We start from the raw sequence: 17,212 nt of genomic DNA on the forward strand, positions 1-17,212 counted from the left end.
AAGCGCCATAAAAGGTAGATAAGTTCCGCCGACGGTCACGGGTCTGTGACCGGTGGGCGTCCGCGGTGGATACGTGAGGGTCTCGCGCGATATGGATGGACCATGAGCAGCAACGGGGGAGCCCGCAACCGGGCCGACGAGCCAACCAGTTTCGGTCTGCAACCGCCGAGCCCGAATCCCCCGGCCGGGGTGCCGCACCCCGGCAACCCCTACGCGGCACCGACCCGGGTTGCGCAGCAGCCCCCGGCGCCCGACCCCGGAGCGGGGCGGCTGATCGCCGGACGGTACCGGCTGCTCGCCAAGCTCGGCCACGGCGGCATGGGCACGGTGTGGCGGGCCAAGGACGAGACGGTGGACCGCGAAGTCGCCGTCAAGGAGCCGCGCGTCCCGGACCACCTTCCCGACCGTGAACGTTCCAACGTCTTCGAGCGGATGCGCCGCGAAGCCCGCGCCGCCGCCCGGCTCGACCACCCGGCGGTCGTCAACGTCCATGATGTCGCGGTCGTCGACGACCGGCCGTGGATCGTGATGGAGCTGGTCCAGGGCCGTTCCCTGGGCGCCGTGCTGCAGGAGGAGGGCACCCTCTCCGCGCGCGAGGCGGCCCGGGTCGGCCTGGAGGTGCTCGGCGCGCTGGAGGCCGCCCACGCGGCGGGCGTCCTGCACCGGGACGTGAAGCCGGACAACGTGCTGCTCGGCCGGCACGACCGGGTCGTCCTCACCGACTTCGGCATCGCCCAGATCGAGGGCGAGACCAACCTGACCGACACCGGCGGCTTCGTCGGTTCACCCGAGTACATCGCTCCGGAAAGGGTGCTGGGCCAGCGCCCCGGCCCCGCCTCCGACCTGTGGTCGCTCGGTGTGGTGCTGTACACGGCGACGGAGGGCATCTCGCCGTTCCGCCGCAGCAACACCCCCGCCACCCTCCAGTCCGTCCTCAACGCCACCCCGGCACCGCCCGCCTCCGTCCAGGGGCCGCTGGCCGAGATGATCACCGCCCTGCTGCAGAAGGACCCGGCGCGCCGGCCGAACGCCGCACAGGTCCGCGCCGTACTGGAAGCGGCCGCGAACCCGCCGGCTCCGCAGCCCACGCAGGTGACCCCGACGGCGGTCCCCGGCGGGGACGGCAAGGGCATCCGGGTCGGCCGGAGGACGCTGGCCGGGCTGGGCGCCGCGGTGGTCGCGGCAGCGGTGGCGGTGTACCTCGTGGTGGCGAACCCGTTCGCGGGCCCGCTGCCCGACGGCTGGAAGAAGCACGATCTCCGAGACCGGGTGGGCGTGGCGGTCGCCGTGCCGGAGAACTTCGTGAAGGACAAGCCCGCCGACGACTCGGACGGGACGGTCGTCTCCTTCACCGACCCGAGCGGCATTGTGCGCGTCGAGACCGACCGCGACCTCAAGTCCGAGGACAAGGACGGCGAGCTCGAGGCCTCGGCGTCGGAGCGGGCCTTCGCGCACTGGAACGAACTCAAGGACGGCGAGTACGGCTGGGGCATCGCCGACTCACCGGCGCCCGAGGGGCAGCCGCGCGAGACCACGTACAAGGAGCATGACGCGGCTACCAACACGATCGTCTACACGACGACCACCACGCCGGCCCTGGTGCGCGAGGCGCAGGTCATGTACTACCGGAACAAGGACGGCGACATGTACCGGCTCTGGGTCGTCTACCCGGGCAAGGGCTACTTCGCGGAGGAGGGCCGGGAGATCGCCCGCACGGTCTTCAAGAGCTGGGAGGTCCACAAGCTCTGATCGCCAACGCCCTGATCAGGGGCTTTGTTGCCAGCGTTCACTGGCGATGTGTAAGGCCTGCGTGAATCTGTTACCGCCGGGTACACAAAGCGTTCGCCCGGGCATACCCTGCGCCTCATGACGGACGCGCAGACCCGGGAAACCACCGCTACCAACCCCCTCGCCCCCTCCCCTCCGGGGGCCCGTACCGCCGCCGACGTGGTCACGCCGGAGCTGGTCGCCCAGCTCACCAAGGGTGTGACCGGCTCCGGCCGGACCGCCAACCACACGCCGTTCACCGGCGAGAAGCTGGCCGACCTGCCCGAGTCGACCCCCGAGGACGTGGCCAAGGCCTTCGAGGCGGCCCGCGCCGCCCAGGCCGTCTGGGCACAGAGCCCGGTGCGGCAGCGCGCCGCCGTCCTGCTCCGCTTCCACGACCTGGTGCTGGAGCGCCAGGCCGAGGTGCTCGACCTGATCCAGCTGGAGACCGGCAAGGCCCGGCTGCACGCCCACGAGGAAGTCCAGGCCGTCGCGGTCGCGGCCCGCCACTACGGCCGCCGGGCCGCCGCCTACCTGCGGCCCAAGCGGCACACGGGCGCCATGCCGACCCTGACGAAGGTCACCGAACTGCGTCACCCGCGCGGTGTCGTGGGCCAGATCGCGCCCTGGAACTACCCCCTCGAACTCTCCGTCGGCGACGCACTCCCGGCGTTCGTCGCGGGCAACGCCGTCGTGATGAAGCCCGACACGGAGACCTGCCTGACCGCGCTGTGGGCCCGCGACCTGCTGATCGAGGCCGGACTGCCCGCCGACGTCTTCCAGGTCGTCCTCGGCGAGGGCCCGGTCGTCGGCCCCGAGGTCGTCCGGCACGCCGACTACGTCTCCTTCACCGGCTCCACCCGCACCGGCCGCGAGGTCGCCCAGAGCGCCGCCGCACGCCTGGTCGGCGTCTCCCTCGAACTCGGCGGCAAGAACGCCATGCTGGTCCTGGAGGACGCCGACCTCGACAAGGCCGCCGCGGGCGCCGTCCGCGCCTGCTTCTCCAGCGCCGGCCAGCTGTGCATCTCCATCGAGCGGCTGTACGTCCACGAGTCGGTCGCCGACGCCTTCCTGGAGCGCTTCGCCGCCCGTACCAAGGCGATACGCCTCGGCACGTCCCTCGCCTACGGCGCCGACATGGGTTCCCTGGTCGGACAGCGCCAGCTGGACGCCGTCACCCGGCATGTCGAGGACGCCGTCGCCAAGGGCGCCAAGGTCCTCGCGGGCGGCACGGCCCGCCCCGACATCGGCCCCTACTTCTACGAGCCGACCATCCTCGACGGGGTCGAAGCCCCCATGAGCGTCTGCTCCGAGGAAACCTTCGGCCCGGTCGTCTCCGTCTACCGCTTCTCCTCCGACGACGAGGCGGTCGAACGCGCCAACTCCACGCCGTACGGGCTGAACTCCTCCGTCTGGACGGGCAACGCCCGGCGCGGCCGCGAGGTCGCCGCCCGGCTGCGCACCGGCACCGTGAACATCAACGAGGGGTATGCGCCCGCGTACGGCAGCGTCCAGTCGCCGATGGGCGGCATGAAGGACTCCGGCCTCGGCCGCCGGCACGGCTCCGAGGGCATCCTCAAGTACACCGAGGCACAGACCGTCGCCCACCAGCGCCTGCTGCCGATGGCCCCCTCGCTGGGCATGGACGACGAGAAGTACGCGGCCTTCATGAGCCGCAGCCTGCGCCTGATGAAGGCGTTCCGGTTCCGGTGACCGGCTCAGGGGCGCGGGGAACCGCGCGCGACACCACGGACAACCCGCACGCGACACTCGAAGAGGAGACACCCGTGCCTCAGGAGGACTACGACTACGACGTCATCGTCGTGGGGTCCGGATTCGGCGGCTCCGTCTCGGCGCTCAGGCTCACGGAGAAGGGCTACCGCGTCGGCGTCCTCGAAGCCGGCCGCCGCTTCACCCGCGACAGCCTGCCGAAGAACTCCTGGGACCTGAAGAACTACCTCTGGGCCCCGAAGCTCGGCATGTACGGCATCCAGCGCATCCATCTGCTGGGCAACGTCATGGTCCTGGCCGGTGCGGGCGTCGGCGGCGGCTCCCTCAACTACGCCAACACCCTCTACGTACCGCCCAAGCCGTTCTTCGACGACCCGCAGTGGGGGCACATCACCGACTGGCAGGACGAGCTGAAGCCGTACTACGACCAGGCACGGCGCATGCTCGGCGTACGGCTCAACCCCACCATGACCCCGTCGGACGTGCATCTGAAGGCGGCGGCCGAGCGGATGGGCGTGGGCGACACCTTCCACATGGCGCCCGTCGGTGTCTTCTTCGGCGACGGCGAGGACGCCGACGGCACGGTGAAGGCGAAGCCGGGGCAGGAGGTGCCCGACCCCTACTTCGGCGGGGCCGGTCCCTCGCGCCGGGCCTGTGCCGAGTGCGGCGAGTGCATGACGGGCTGCCGGCACGGCGCGAAGAACACCCTCAACGAGAACTACCTCCACCTCGCCGAGAAGGCGGGCGCGGTCGTGCACCCCATGACCACAGTGGTGTCGGTGACGGAGGACTCGCAGGGCGGGTACGCGATCGCCACGCTCCCGACCGACAACCGCCGCAAGGGGCAAGGCCGTACCTTCCGTGCCCGCCGGGTGGTCCTGGCGGCCGGCACCTACGGCACCCAGACGCTGCTGCACCGGATGCGGGCCGGCGGACAGTTGCCGCACCTCTCGGACAAGTTGGGCGAACTGACCCGCACCAACTCCGAGGCGCTGGTGGGGGCGCAGACCGACAACCGCCGCTACCGCAAGGCCACCGGCGCGCCGAAGGTCGACTTCACCCGCGGTGTGGCCATCACGTCCTCGATCCACCCCGACGAGAACACCCATATCGAGCCGGTCCGTTACGGCAGGGGCTCCAACTCGATGGGCGGGCTGTCCATCCTCCAGGTGCCGTACGCGGGCGGCGGCTCGGGTGTGGCGCGGGTACTGGGCTGGCTGGGCAACGCGGCGCGGCACCCTGTGATGATGGCGCGGTCGCTGTCCAACCGGCGCTGGTCGGAACGGACCATCATCGGGCTGGTGATGCAGTCGCTGGACAACTCCCTGACGACGTACCTCAAGCCGTCCGGGATCGGCCGGGGGCTGCTGACGGCCCGGCAGGGCCACGGCGCCCCCAACCCCAAGCAGATCAAGGCGGCGACGGACGGTGCCTCCGCGCTGGCGGCGGAGATCAACGGCTTCGCCGGCTCCAACGTGGGCGAGTTGACGGGCATGCCGCTGACCGCGCACTTCCTGGGCGGCTGCCCGATCGGCGCCTCCCGCGAGACCGGTGTGATCGACCCGTACCACCGTCTGTACGGCCACCCCGGTATCTCGGTCGTGGACGGGGCGGCGGTCTCGGCGAACCTGGGCGTCAACCCGTCCCTGACGATCACCGCACAGGCCGAGCGGGCGATGTCGTACTGGCCCAACAAGGGCGACACCGATCCGCGCCCGCGGCAGGGCGAGCCGTACCGGCGTCTCCAGCCCGTCGAGCCGAAGTCCCCGGCGGTCCCGGCGGACGCGTTCGGCGCGCTGAAGCTGCCGTTCCTGGGGATGCCGGCGGTGCCGAAGAAGAAGAAGTAGCGGGCAGGGCCTGGAAGAAGAGGAAAGAAAAAGGGAAAAGGACCTGTGCCCCCCTCCGAGCTCAGGTCCTTTTCCCTTGTTCTGGGTGGTGCCGCGCGGGGCGCGGTCAGCCGGTGTTACGCCTCCGCACCGGCCTTGCGCCGGCGCACCACGAACACCGCACCCGCACCGGCCGCGACGGCGGCGCCGCCGACCAGTCCGATCATCGGCAGGGCGGAGTTCGAACCGGTCTGGGCAAGGCTGCCGGTCACCTCCGGAGTGTCGGAGGCGGGCTTCTTGTCCGTCACGGGCGCCTTGCCGCCTTCCTGCGGCTTGGTGCCGTCGGTGTCCGTGCCGGCGGACACGATCTGGAACCGGTACGACACGTCGCCGAAGCCGGTGCACTGGCCGTCCGCGTCGCCGTAGATCGTCGCGCCGAGCGAGAAGCCCGCACCGACCGGGGCGGAGGGCTGCACGTTGAGGCGCATCGGGATGTTGACCTCGTAGCCCGGCTCGAGTTCGTCGGTGTAGCCGACGTAGCCCACGGCGTAGCCGTCCTCGCTGAGGTCCTCCCACACCTTGGCGTCGGGGTTCCAGGCCTGCAGCCGGACGTGCTTGCTCGCGAACAGGTCCATGCCGTCCGCGTCGGAGGAGGCCCCGGCGAAGAAGTCCAGGTCCTGGAGCGTGGAGCCGGAGTCGTTCAGCACGTTCAGCGAGAACTTGTGCCAGCCGCTGCCCGCGGAGATCTTGCCGGGCAGGCCGGTGATGCTGACGTCGACCTTGGTGTCCTCGCACACGGACGGCTCGGGGTCCGGGGTCTCCTCCGGCGCCGACGTGCTCGGCGCGGGGGCACTCGTCGACGGCGACGTGGTCGCGGACGGCGAAGTGGACGTGGCGGGTTCGCTCGCCGAGGAGCTCGGGTTGGTCTTGTCCGCCGACTCGTCCGGCTTCTCTGAGTCGGTCGACTCGGTGGACTCGGTCGTGGACGGCGACGAAGACGTGGTCGTCGTGCCGCCGCCGGCCGCGGACTCGGTCGCGGACGGGGGCGGCGTGGGGTCGGTCGCGTACGCCGCCGGGGCGGCGAGGAGTGCGACCGGTGCTATCGCTGCCGTCGCGACCGCTGCGGCCATGGCACGGCGAAGCTTCATGAAGACCTCGGGAAGTCCGGTGTGCCGCGTGGCCGCGGCACGAAGCGAGTGACGGAAGGCCTCCGCGCCGGGGACGCGGGTGCCCTTGGTTCCAGTGGTTTGATCAATGAGGCCTGTGAATGGTTGTCCCGGATCTCACAGGATTTTTATGTGAGGTGGATCACTGGTGGGAGAAAGTGATCTCTGACGTACGCTCAGCCGCCGACAGCCGTCCCTGAGAGAAGGTCCGCCGTCCCGTGGCCGAGCAGCCGTCCGAAGAGAAGAGACCGGAGAACCGACCGGGGGACCGGGTGGAGTCCTCGTCCCCGTCCTCGTCCCTGCCGGACGACGTCTGGGAGAAGTTCGTCCAGGACAGTGAGGGCGACATTCGCGCGTCCGCTCCCAAGGAGCCGTCCGCGCGGGCCCGCATGGTGACCGAGCGGCTGCGGGCGATGGACGAGGCGCAGGCGGCCAGGACGGGCGGCGGCGGCCGGAAACGCCGCTGGGGCAGGAAGCGGGCGGCTCCGCAGCCCGCCCAGCCCGCGGGATGGCGTACGGGTCCGGCCTGGCAGGAGATGAACGGACGCGCCTCGCGCCGCCGCCGGGTGTGGAGCGTGGTGGGCGTGGTTTTTGTGGATCGGCCACCGGAGGGGGTCGGTGCGGTCGGACCCCGCCGGCCGGCTCCGGGCGTCCCCGGAGCCGGCCTTCTCTCGGGTGACCGGGCCGGCTGTCCCCTGCCGCCCGGTCACTTGTCCGGAACGAAGTCCCACGACGTACGACGCCAGCCGTACACCTCGACGCTCCGGTGAGCCACGCGTGGTTCTTTCGCGCCCGCCCCTGGCTGACACGGACACCGGTACCAACGAAGCGGCCGGACACCGGTCACGCGCCGGACGGGTGAGGGGCCATGCGTACGCCTGTACCGCGAACGCGGATTCAGATCCTGCCCCGGCACAGCTCCAGCAGCGTCATCGCGAGCGCGGTGCCGGGCTTGCCCAGGGCGTCCCGGTAGGTGGCGAGGATCTCCATCTCACGGGAGAGGTTCACGCGCCGGCCGCCGGAGGCGATCCGTTCCTTCTGGATGACGGCCGACACGGCCATCCGTTCCTGCACGAGGCCGATGATCCGGTCGTCGAGCACGTCGATCCGCTCGCGGGCACCGGTGATCAGTTCGGCCGCCTCGGCGGTGCGGGCGCCGGTCCTCTCGCCGGGCTGCGTGCCGGTCGGGGCGGTGGTGCTCGGCGCGGTGGTGGTGGCGGTCATGTCGGGGCTCCTCGGTGAGTGGTGGACGAGGCGCCCCCGAGCGGCGAGGTCCGGAGGGAAAACGTCAGGCGCCCCGGACCTTGTCGGCCCGGGGCGCCTGGGAAGTCGCTTGTCAGTTGCTCAAGCAGCACGACCATGGCAGCCGGCGGGCCGGGTGCCATAGGTAAAGACGAAGGTCTGGTGCGTGAGCATGGGGCCAGTATGCCCGGTCCGCCGCGGCTGTCCAACGCGGCCCGCATGGTGAGACGGGATCCGGCCGGTGCCCGCTCCCCGGTTCGGGGCGTGCTCCTCCGCCACCTCGGTAGAATCGGGAGGCACAAGACCCCCGACCCACCGCCGGAAGGCACCTCGTGTCCTCAGCGTCTCCCGCTGCCAACGCGCCCGACACCGTTCTGGTCGTCGACTTCGGCGCGCAGTACGCCCAGCTCATCGCCCGTCGCGTCCGCGAGGCGCGGGTCTACAGCGAGATCGTGCCGAGCACCATGCCGGTCACCGAGATGCTCGCCAAGAACCCGGCGGCGATCATCCTCTCCGGCGGCCCCTCGTCCGTGTACCAGGAGGGCGCCCCCCGCCTCGACCGCGAGCTCTTCGAGGCCGGCGTGCCCGTCTTCGGCATGTGCTACGGCTTCCAGCTCATGGCGCAGAGCCTGGGCGGCCAGGTGGACAACACCGGCGCCCGCGAGTACGGCCGTACCGAGCTGCACGTCTCCAGGAACTCCTCCACCCTCTTCGAGGGCACCCCGGGGGAGCAGTCCGTCTGGATGTCGCACGGCGACGCCTGCTCCGCGGCCCCCGAAGGATTCACGGTCACGGCGTCCACGGACGTCGTCCCGGTCGCCGCGTTCGAGAACGACGAGAAGAAGCTCTACGGCGTCCAGTACCACCCCGAGGTGATGCACTCCACGCACGGACAGCAGGTGCTGGAGCACTTCCTGTACCGGGGCGCGGGCCTGACCCCCAACTGGACGATGGGCAACGTGATCGAGGAGCAGGTCGCCGCCATCCGCGAGCAGGTCGGCGACAGGCGCGCCATCTGCGCTCTGTCCGGCGGTGTGGACTCCGCGGTCGCCGCCGCCCTCGTCCAGAAGGCCATCGGCTCCCAGCTGACCTGCGTCTACGTCGACCACGGCCTGATGCGCAAGGGCGAGACCGAGCAGGTCGAGAAGGACTTCGTCGCCGCGACCGGCGTGCAGCTGAAGGTCGTCGACGCCGAGGAGCGGTTCCTCACCGCGCTGAAGGGCGTGTCCGACCCGGAGGAGAAGCGGAAGATCATCGGCCGCGAGTTCATCCGGGTCTTCGAGCAGGCCCAGGCCGAGATCATCGCGGACCAGGGTCCGGCCGTGGAGTTCCTCGTTCAGGGGACCTTGTATCCCGACGTGGTCGAGTCCGGCGGAGGCACCGGTACCGCCAACATCAAGTCCCACCACAACGTGGGCGGCCTCCCCGAGGACCTCGAGTTCCAGCTGATCGAGCCGCTGCGCAAGCTGTTCAAGGACGAGGTCCGGATGGTCGGCCAGGAACTCGGCCTGCCGGACGAGATCGTCCATCGCCAGCCGTTCCCCGGACCCGGCCTGGGCATCCGTATCGTCGGCGACATCACCAAGGAGCGGCTCGACCTGCTCCGCGAGGCCGACGCCATCGCCCGTGAGGAGCTGACGGCGGCCGGTCTGGACCGGGACATCTGGCAGTGCCCGGTCGTGCTGCTGGCGGACGTGCGGTCGGTGGGCGTCCAGGGCGACGGGCGGACGTACGGTCACCCGATCGTGCTGCGGCCCGTCTCCAGCGAGGACGCCATGACCGCCGACTGGTCGCGGCTGCCGTACGACGTCCTCGCGAAGATCTCGACCCGCATCACCAACGAGGTGCGGGACGTCAACCGGGTCGTCCTCGACGTCACCTCCAAGCCGCCGGGGACCATCGAGTGGGAGTAGTCCCGGGTCGGGGGGTCCTGGTTTCGGGCGTCCCGGCTGCGGTGAGGCTCAGGTCCGTTTGAGGGTGCGTACCGGCTCTCCGGGCTTCCAGACCTGGACGACCAGGTACTTCTCGTCCTCGACGTAGGTCCGTACGACCTCCGTCAGCTCGGTGCGGAAGAGGTGGAACGGCTCCGGCGGTTCCACCTTTTCGGCGTACCGGGCCCGGGTCTCCGTGTCGTCGTCGGCGATCTCGACCGCCCGGCCGCTGATCCTGACGTCGCCGCCGCCCATGCCCGTGCCCTCACCGGGGTTCGCCTGGAGCGCGAAGCGCGGGTCGCGGCGCAGGTCGAGCGCCTTGAGCGAGTCCGGCATCATGCCGAACCAGAGCTCCCCGTTCAGGAAGCGGACCTCCAGACCGGTGGTCCGCGGTGAGCCGTCCTTGCGCAGGGTCGCGAGGACGTGGTGGGTGTATGCGGCGAAGCGCTCCTCGACGGTCTTCGCCAGTTCGGGTTCGGCCGCGGTGAAGGCCGCCCAGTTCGTGCCCGTGTCCGTACTCATGGAGTGAGTGTGGCGCGGATACCGGACATCCTGTGTCGGGTATCCGGGTCGTGTCGGCGTTACGGAACAGAGCTGTCGTCCGGCGCGCACCGCCGGTAACTTCCGCCCCGTACGCAAACCCCCCGCGGGAGGACTTATGCACGGGCCCACGCCGCCCATGCCGCTGCCCACCGACAAGCTGCGCTTCGCCATGCCGCCCATGCACGAATCGGTCGACGACGAACGCCGGCACCGCAAGGAACGGCTCGCGGGCGCGCTGCGGATCTTCGGGCGGCTCGGCTTCGAGGACGGCGTCTCGGGGCACATCACCGCACGCGACCCGGAGTTCAGCGACTGCTTCTGGGTCAATCCGTTCGGAATGCCCTTCCGGCACGTCACCGTCAGCGATCTGGTGCTCGCCAACCGGGACGGGCAGGTCGTCCAGGGCGGCCATCATGTCAACCAGGCCGCGTTCACCGTGCACGCCCAGGTGCATGCCGCCCGGCCCGATGTCGTCGCCGTCGCCCACTGCCACTCCATACACGGGCGGGCCCTCGCCGCCCTCGGCGACCTGCTGGATCCGCTCACCCAGGAGAGCTGCGCGTTCTACGAGGACCATGCCCTCTACGACGCGTACAGCGGCGTCACCGTCGACGCCGAGGAGGGGCGGCGGATCGCCGGTGTGCTCGGCTCCCACAAGGCGCTGGTGCTGCGCAACCACGGGCTGCTCACCGTGGGGGACTCGGTGGACGCGGCGGCCTGGTGGTTCGTCACGATGGAGCGGGCCTGCCAGGTGCAGCTCACGGCGAAGGCCGCGGGGCGGCCCGTCCTCATCGACCACCGGCAGGCGGTCGCTACGCGGGAGCAGCTCGGTGGGGACCTCGTGGCGTGGATCAACTACCAGCCGATGTGGCAGGAGATCAGCCGGAGCCAGCCGGATCTGCTGGACTGAGGGATCAGGGCGGTGGCTGAGGGGTCGGGGGCGGTGGCTGAGGCGGGGGTCAACCCTGTGCCGTGGGTTTCACTCGTACCGACCGGGGCTGCCGGACGGTGAGGGTGTGCGGTAGGGCACAATTCGCTTGCGTCACCGGGGACTTGTTTCGTGATCATCGATGGTGGGGAAGGCGGCTTCGGGCGTGGCGGTGCAGGAGGCGAGGCAGGGCGGCGTGGACGCGGGCCCGCACGAGGGCGGCTGCACCTGCGGCGACTGTCCGCACGGGGCACGTGAGGGGCATCGGCGGGCGGTTGCCGCGTTCCTCCTGAAGCGGGACGAGTTCGCGGCCGGGCAGGGGGTGCCGGCCGCGGTGGCCCACTCCGCGTCCGCGTCCCGGCAGTGGGTGTCGGAGGAACTGACACAGGCCGCGGAAGCCGTCGCCGAGCGGGGACGGGCCGAGGGAGCGGCGTGGCTGGAACGGCTGTGGCAGCGGACCGCCGTCGTGGTGTGGGCGGCCGTGGTGCTGCTGCTCCTGGGGCAGGCGCTCACGGCGGTCGGCGCGGACTGGACGGCGGCGCGCAGCGCCGGGTTGCTGGCCGCGGTGGTGGTGGCCGGCGCGCTGACCGCCGCTTCGTGGTTCCACCGGGCGCGTGGTGGCGCGCTGGCGCCGGTGATCGGTGAGGACAACCGGATCTCCACGTCCCGTGCGGTGGCTGCGTGCTGGGTGCTGTTCCTGGCGTTCGCGGTGCTCGTCCTGGTGGGGCAGCTGGCGGCCGCCTCCGGCAACCGGGAGCGGGACGCGTTGATCGACGGGCTCGAACTGGCGCGCGGTGCGGGTGTGGTGACCGTGCTCGCCGTGGTCTGCGGGATCGCCGTGCTGGTGCGGCGGGTCGTGGGGCTGCGGGTGCAGGGGCAGCGGCTGCAGAAGGTGCGTGCGCACCGGCCCAGGGCGGCGGATCTGCTGACCGACGACGCGGGGCGGGGGAGCTTCGCCGACATCCAGTACGTCGTGATCAGCGGGGTGGCGCTGGCGTTCGCGGCGGTGCGGCTGGCCCGGCGGCCGGATCAGCTGCCGGATCTGCCGTGGGGGCTGGCGGTGGTGGTCCTGGTGTCGGCCGGGACGTACCTCGCGGGGAAGTACGCGGAGGGTGGGCGTCCGGTGATTCTGTCGGTGGTGCGGGCGCGGGAGGCGGGCGATCTGGACGCGCCGATCCGTACCGGTGACGACATCGAGATCCGGGGGGCCGGGTTCGTGCCGGTGGGTGCGCAGGGGGCCGACCGGTTGTCGCGGATGGTGGTGCGGGTGGGAGCGGTGAACGTGCATGTGCCGCTGGTGCCGGTCACGGGCGGGTTCGACAACCCGACGGACACGCTGCTGACGGTGCCGGTGCCGGCGGAGGTGGAGCCGGGACGGGTAGACGTGCAGGTCGTCACGGCGGCAGGCGTGGAGACGAACCGCTACACGATCGACGTAACGGAGTAGCGGTCCCTCCGGGTGGGTGGGTGGTGCCCGTAGTCCGCGGGCAGTCGTGCCGCTGGGGCGGCACGGGTGGGCGCGACGGCACCCCGTCGGCGCCGGGCTGCGCAACCTCCCCCCGGCCCGCACCAGCGTGGGGCACCCCGCTTGCGCCGGGCTGCGCAACCCACCCCCGGCCCGCACCAACGTGGGGCACCCCGCCAACCGCCGGTTGCGAGGCTCCGTTCCGTGAAAAACCGTGCGCACAGGGTTGAGCCGGGCCAGATTGTCGTACGTATGGTCTTTGAAGGAGGCCCCGGCACGGCAGCGAAGGGCGGCACACAGCGATGACTCACGGTATGCGCGCGCACACGCATCCACCGCACCTCGACGGCGACAGAGACTGGCGGGATGTCGCCTCCCGCTACGCCCTGCTACCCCTACGCCTCTTCCTCGGCATCACCTTCATCTACGCCGGCCTGGACAAACTCACGGACAGCGCGTTCATGAAGGAATCCGGCGCCGGTTCCATCGGCGACATGATGCGCGGCGTCCGGGACTCCTCCGCCATCCCCGCGATGGTCGACATGGCGTTGGAGAACCCCGTCGCGTTCGGTTACGCCATCGCCTTCGGTGAGCTGGCCGTCGGGATCGGCACCCTGCTCGGTCTGCTCACCCGCCTGGCCGCACTCGGCGGTGCGCTGATCTCCCTCAGCCTGTGGCTGACCGTCAGCTGGTCCGCCGACCCGTACTACTACGGCAACGACCTCCCGTACCTCATGAGCTGGATCCCGCTGGTGCTGGGGGGCGCTCCGGTGTTGTCCATGGACGCCGCCCTCCGGGCGCGGCGACGGCATCGGACGGGGGACTACAGCTAGCTCCCCGTCAGACCGTGCGCCCTGCCACGGCGGCGGCGTATGAGGCCGGTCAGGAAGCCCACCGCGCCGGCCAGGCAGAGGCCGCCCGTGACGACGGGGATCACCACGAACCACGGGGTTTCCCAGGCGCCGCCCGCGTCGCCGGCGTAGATCACCGCGGCGAGGGTGAGGGACGCGCCGGCGATCAGCCTGCCGGGCTGGAACTCATGACGCAGCACGGCTGACCTCCGCCTGTCCCGCACCGACCTGGAGCTCGATGTCGAGCGTGCCCGCCTCCTCTGCGCCGGGGGGCGGCTCCAGGGTCACCTCCTTGTGCTTGCCCGGGGCCACGTCCACGTCCTTCTGGTCGTCGCCCGGCAACTGGATGTCGCCCACGCCCACATCGATGCTCAGCTTCACGGTCACGTCCCTCGGCACGATCACATGGATGCGGCCCAGACCGACCTCCGCCCGTGTGGCGACGGTGTCGTTCACGGGGACGCGTATCGCGGAGAGGTCCAGTTCGCCCTCGCCGGCCCCCAGGTCGTAGGTCGGGCGTATCTGCGCGACCGAGGTGGGCTCCCACGTGGTGCGTCTCCAGTCGGTGCCGATGTCCCCGGGGATCGCCGCCGAACCGGCGAGCAGGCCCGCCGTGATGACCGCCAGGATGATCGACCCCGCTCCGGTGCGGCCCAGGAACGCGCTCACGGCAACGCCGATGCCGAAGACGGCCAGCGCGCAGGCGAAGCCCGTCTGCAGGCTGGTGCCGAGAGGGTGCCCCTCCCAGGTCAGGCGGGTGCCGAGACCCGCGGCGAGCAGGGCGAGCAGGAAGATCCAGCCGCCGATGGCGCGGGGGCCGCGCGGCTTCGGCGGCCGCGGTGCGGGGGCCTTGTGGCGGGAGTCCAGGCTGATGTTGACGGCGGCGGCGATGTCCAGGTCCCGGGAGTCACCGGGCCCCCACAGATAGCCCGTACCGCCGACGTGTGTGCCGTCCTTGACGATGGGGTCGCGCCACCAGGAGGGGAACGCGGTGGGCACCGGCGGCGCCTGGGGCTCCGGCGGGGCGTCGGCGGCGGCCTGCGCGGCGATGTGATCGGGGCTGGGGGCGCCGCGCCGACGCGACCAGTACCCCGCTCCGGCGAGCAGCAGGGACAGTATGACGGCGAAGCTCAGCACGCCGTCGTTGCCCAGCATGGTGAGGAAGACGCCGCAGCCGACCAGCGCGAACAGCACGGCCGTCAGGGTGTGGCCGTCGACCCGGCCGGTCAGCAGCCGGCGGATCTCGTTCTCCTCCTCGTCGTCATAGGGGACGAAGAGCCAGGCGAAGCCGTAGAAGATCAGGCCGATGCCGCCGGTGGCGGAGAGGACCGCGAGCGTGATCCGGAAGATCACCGGGTCCATGTCGCACTGCCGGCCGAGCCCCGCGCATACCCCGCCGAGCATCTGGTGCCGGCGGTCGCGCCGGAACCGCTCGCCGGAGTCCGTCGGGCCGGTATCGCCCGGCGGCGCGGCGGTCGCCCACTCCTGCTCGGGCGGGCCCGCGGTGGGTCCGGCGCCCTTGCCGGGTCCCGGACCCGTCTGGTGATCGGTCATGGGTCCATGGTGACGGGCGAGTCGTCGTGGGGGCAGTCGGGATGACCCTGGCCGGACCCTGATATCGGTCCCTGAGGGCCGGCCGGGGAGTGTTCGACGGGGGAGGGACGCGGAGATCAGGGGTGTCTCCGGGGCCGACCCTGATGCTCCGGCACTGGGGGGCGTGTGACCATCAGTGGCATGTCGGAAGCCGCAGCAGCGCCACTCGCCGAGCCGCGGCCGCCGCGCAAGCTCTACCGCAGCAGTGACGGACGCTGGCTCGGGGGCGTGGCGCGGGGGCTCGCCGGGCATCTCGGGCTGCCCGTGATCTGGGTGCGCCTGGTCTTCGTCGGTCTGTTCATGGCCGACGGTCTCGGCGCCCTGCTGTATGCGGCCTTCTGGTTCTTCGTACCGCTCGGTGTCGGCGGCGTGGACGCGCAGAAGCCGCCCTCGCTGGTGACGACCGAGACCTCGCCGGACGGCCGGCGCAGACTCGTCACCCGCAGACCGGACAAGGGACAGATCGTCGCCCTGCTCCTCATGGTCGTCGTGGCCATGGTCTTCGTGGGCAGTGTGAACCTGAGCAGCGGCGCCAGGGCCTACCTCTGGCCGACCGTCCTGGTCGGCGCGGGCGTCGCCCTGGTGTGGCGGCAGGCGGACAACGCGCGCCGGGCCCGCTGGATGGAGGTCGGCCGGCGCCGCCGCACGGTCACACTGCTGCGGGCCGTCGCCGGTGTGCTGCTGGTGACGGCGGGCGCCTCGGGCATCTTCGTCCTGCGGGGCTCCGGCAGCCACCTTGGCTCGGTGCTCCAGGCCGCCCTCGCGGTGCTCGTGGGTATAACGCTGCTCGCCGGCCCCTACCTCGTGCGCATGACGCAGGACCTCTCCGAGGAGCGGCTGATGCGCATCCGGGCGCAGGAGCGCGCGGAGGTCGCCGCCCATGTCCACGACTCGGTGCTGCACACCCTGACCCTGATCCAGCGCAACGCCGAGAACGCGGGCGAGGTGCGCCGCCTGGCCCGCGCCCAGGAGCGCGACCTGCGCGCCTGGCTCTACAAGCCCGAGGGCAACGGCAAGGACGAGGACGACGAGCCCACCACCCTCGCCGAGGCCGTGAAGCGCAACGCCGCCGAGGTCGAGGACAAGCACGGCGTCCCCCTGGAGGTCGTGGTGGTCGGCGACTGCCCGCTCGACGACAGAATCGGCGCACAGATGCAGGCCGCGAGGGAAGCAATGGTCAACGCGGCCAAGTACGGTGGCCAGGGCGGCGCGGTTCAGGTCTTCGCCGAAGTCGAGGGGAGGACGGTGTTCGTGTCCGTCCGGGACCGGGGCCCGGGCTTCGACCTGGACTCGATACCCGCCGACCGCATGGGCGTCAGAGAATCGATCATCGGCCGTATGCAGCGCAACGGCGGCACGGCGCGGCTGCGCGCGGTGCCCGACGGCGGCACGGAGGTCGAACTGGAGATGGAGAGGGCGGAGAAGACGTCATGAGCGAGCCGACCGAGGCGAACGGGGCACAGGGGGCCGAGCCCGCGGAGAGCGCCGGGCGTCGTGTGCGCGTCGTCCTCGTCGACGACCACCGCATGTTCCGCACGGGGGTCCAGGCCGAGATCGGGCAGACCGCGCAGACGGGTGTCGAGGTGGTCGGCGAGGCCGCCGACGTCGACCAGGCGGTCACCGTCATCACCGCGACCCGGCCCGAGGTGGTCCTGCTCGATGTGCATCTGCCCGGCGGCGGCGGTGTTGAAGTGCTGCGCCGCTGCGCCCCGTTGATGGCGGACACGGAGCAGCCGGTCCGGTTTCTCGCCCTGTCCGTGTCGGACGCGGCGGAGGACGTGATCGGGGTGATCCGGGGCGGTGCCCGCGGTTACGTCACCAAGACGATCACCGGGACCGACCTGGTCGACTCGATCTTCCGGGTCCAGGAGGGAGACGCGGTCTTCTCGCCGCGTCTGGCCGGCTTCGTACTGGACGCCTTCGCCTCCACCGACGCCCCGCCGGTCGACGAGGACCTCGACCGCCTCACCCAGCGCGAGCGGGAGGTGCTGCGGCTGATCGCCCGCGGCTACGCGTACAAGGAGATCGCCAAGCAGCTGTTCATCTCGGTGAAGACGGTCGAGTCCCATGTCTCCGCGGTGCTGCGCAAGCTCCAGCTGTCCAACCGCCACGAACTGACCCGCTGGGCGACGGCACGGCGGCTGGTCTGAGCCGTCACCTCGTGGCAGC

14 protein-coding genes and 1 pseudogene are annotated in these 17,212 nt (G+C 71.3%); 10 read left to right on the forward strand and 5 right to left on the reverse strand.

All coding sequences use genetic code 11. The annotated features are described in order from the left end of the window. Positions 1-102: 102 nt before the first annotated feature. The 3 genes from AB0L56_RS01305 to AB0L56_RS01315 all read left to right on the forward strand — a co-directional run bounded on the left by AB0L56_RS01305 (position 103) and on the right by AB0L56_RS01315 (position 5,345). Complete coding sequence (locus tag AB0L56_RS01305; protein ID WP_365417615.1) at positions 103-1,749, forward strand: serine/threonine-protein kinase; 1,647 nt, start codon at positions 103-105, stop codon at positions 1,747-1,749. Between the two features lie 117 nt (positions 1,750-1,866). Next, entirely contained in the window at positions 1,867-3,480 is a 1,614-nt protein-coding gene (locus AB0L56_RS01310; RefSeq protein ID WP_365417618.1) for a succinic semialdehyde dehydrogenase, read from the forward strand. A gap of 74 nt (positions 3,481-3,554) precedes the next feature. Then, positions 3,555-5,345: a GMC family oxidoreductase gene (locus AB0L56_RS01315; protein WP_365417621.1), complete on the forward strand. Its 1,791-nt coding sequence runs from the start codon at positions 3,555-3,557 to the stop codon at positions 5,343-5,345. Positions 5,346-5,461: 116 nt separating this feature from the next. Here AB0L56_RS01315 and AB0L56_RS01320 read toward each other — a convergent pair whose 3' ends face one another. Then, positions 5,462-6,472 (reverse strand): LPXTG cell wall anchor domain-containing protein, encoded by a 1,011-nt coding sequence (locus AB0L56_RS01320; RefSeq protein WP_365417623.1) that lies wholly within the window; start codon positions 6,470-6,472, stop codon positions 5,462-5,464. A 290-nt stretch (positions 6,473-6,762) separates the two neighbouring features. On the opposite strand from AB0L56_RS01320, the pseudogene AB0L56_RS01325 reads away from it, so the two are divergent. Continuing rightward, positions 6,763-7,077: pseudogene (locus AB0L56_RS01325) on the forward strand (hypothetical protein); the annotation flags it as partial. A gap of 310 nt (positions 7,078-7,387) precedes the next feature. Here AB0L56_RS01325 and AB0L56_RS01330 read toward each other — a convergent pair. Beyond that, the gene (locus AB0L56_RS01330) at positions 7,388-7,714 is read right to left on the reverse strand and encodes a chorismate mutase (protein WP_365417626.1); all 327 of its coding nucleotides are present in this window, start codon (positions 7,712-7,714) and stop codon (positions 7,388-7,390) included. Positions 7,715-8,064: 350 nt separating this feature from the next. On the opposite strand from AB0L56_RS01330, the gene guaA reads away from it, so the two are divergent. Then, positions 8,065-9,645: a glutamine-hydrolyzing GMP synthase gene (gene guaA, locus AB0L56_RS01335; protein ID WP_365417629.1), complete on the forward strand. Its 1,581-nt coding sequence runs from the start codon at positions 8,065-8,067 to the stop codon at positions 9,643-9,645. 48 nt (positions 9,646-9,693) lie between these two features. Here the strand turns inward: guaA and AB0L56_RS01340 are convergent, their stop codons facing one another. Continuing rightward, positions 9,694-10,185, reverse strand: coding sequence for a pyridoxamine 5'-phosphate oxidase family protein (locus tag AB0L56_RS01340; protein WP_365417632.1), 492 nt, complete (start codon positions 10,183-10,185; stop codon positions 9,694-9,696). A 136-nt stretch (positions 10,186-10,321) separates the two neighbouring features. Here AB0L56_RS01340 and AB0L56_RS01345 point away from each other — a divergent pair, with 136 nt between their 5' ends. The 3 genes from AB0L56_RS01345 to AB0L56_RS01355 all read left to right on the forward strand — a co-directional run bounded on the left by AB0L56_RS01345 (position 10,322) and on the right by AB0L56_RS01355 (position 13,432). After that, entirely contained in the window at positions 10,322-11,116 is a 795-nt protein-coding gene (locus tag AB0L56_RS01345; RefSeq protein WP_361021472.1) for a class II aldolase/adducin family protein, read from the forward strand. Positions 11,117-11,300: 184 nt separating this feature from the next. Next, positions 11,301-12,581, forward strand: a complete 1,281-nt coding sequence (locus AB0L56_RS01350) for a hypothetical protein (RefSeq protein ID WP_365417634.1) — start codon at positions 11,301-11,303, stop codon at positions 12,579-12,581. Between the two features lie 320 nt (positions 12,582-12,901). Beyond that, positions 12,902-13,432, forward strand: coding sequence for a DoxX family membrane protein (locus AB0L56_RS01355; RefSeq protein ID WP_365417637.1), 531 nt, complete (start codon positions 12,902-12,904; stop codon positions 13,430-13,432). On the opposite strand, the gene AB0L56_RS01360 is transcribed toward AB0L56_RS01355, so the two are convergent. Both AB0L56_RS01360 and AB0L56_RS01365 read right to left on the reverse strand, forming a co-directional pair. Further along, complete coding sequence (locus AB0L56_RS01360; protein ID WP_361021481.1) at positions 13,429-13,650, reverse strand: hypothetical protein; 222 nt, start codon at positions 13,648-13,650, stop codon at positions 13,429-13,431. The two genes, AB0L56_RS01355 and AB0L56_RS01360, sit on opposite strands and share 4 nt — an antisense overlap. Next, on the reverse strand, positions 13,637-15,004 hold the full coding sequence (locus tag AB0L56_RS01365) for a PspC domain-containing protein (protein WP_365417640.1): 1,368 nt from the start codon (positions 15,002-15,004) through the stop codon (positions 13,637-13,639). The genes AB0L56_RS01360 and AB0L56_RS01365 overlap by 14 nt, the downstream gene beginning before the upstream one ends. Before the next feature lie 180 nt (positions 15,005-15,184). On the opposite strand from AB0L56_RS01365, the gene AB0L56_RS01370 reads away from it, so the two are divergent. Together AB0L56_RS01370 and AB0L56_RS01375 are read left to right on the forward strand one after the other, a co-directional pair. Further along, positions 15,185-16,477, forward strand: coding sequence for a PspC domain-containing protein (locus tag AB0L56_RS01370; protein WP_365417643.1), 1,293 nt, complete (start codon positions 15,185-15,187; stop codon positions 16,475-16,477). Further along, the gene (locus AB0L56_RS01375) at positions 16,474-17,193 is read left to right on the forward strand and encodes a response regulator transcription factor (RefSeq protein ID WP_361021490.1); all 720 of its coding nucleotides are present in this window, start codon (positions 16,474-16,476) and stop codon (positions 17,191-17,193) included. The genes AB0L56_RS01370 and AB0L56_RS01375 overlap by 4 nt, the downstream gene beginning before the upstream one ends. Positions 17,194-17,212: the final 19 nt, after the last annotated feature.

Source organism: Streptomyces sp. NPDC052079, assembly GCF_040680275.1.
In the GTDB taxonomy this organism is placed as follows: Bacteria; Actinomycetota; Actinomycetes; order Streptomycetales; family Streptomycetaceae; genus Streptomyces.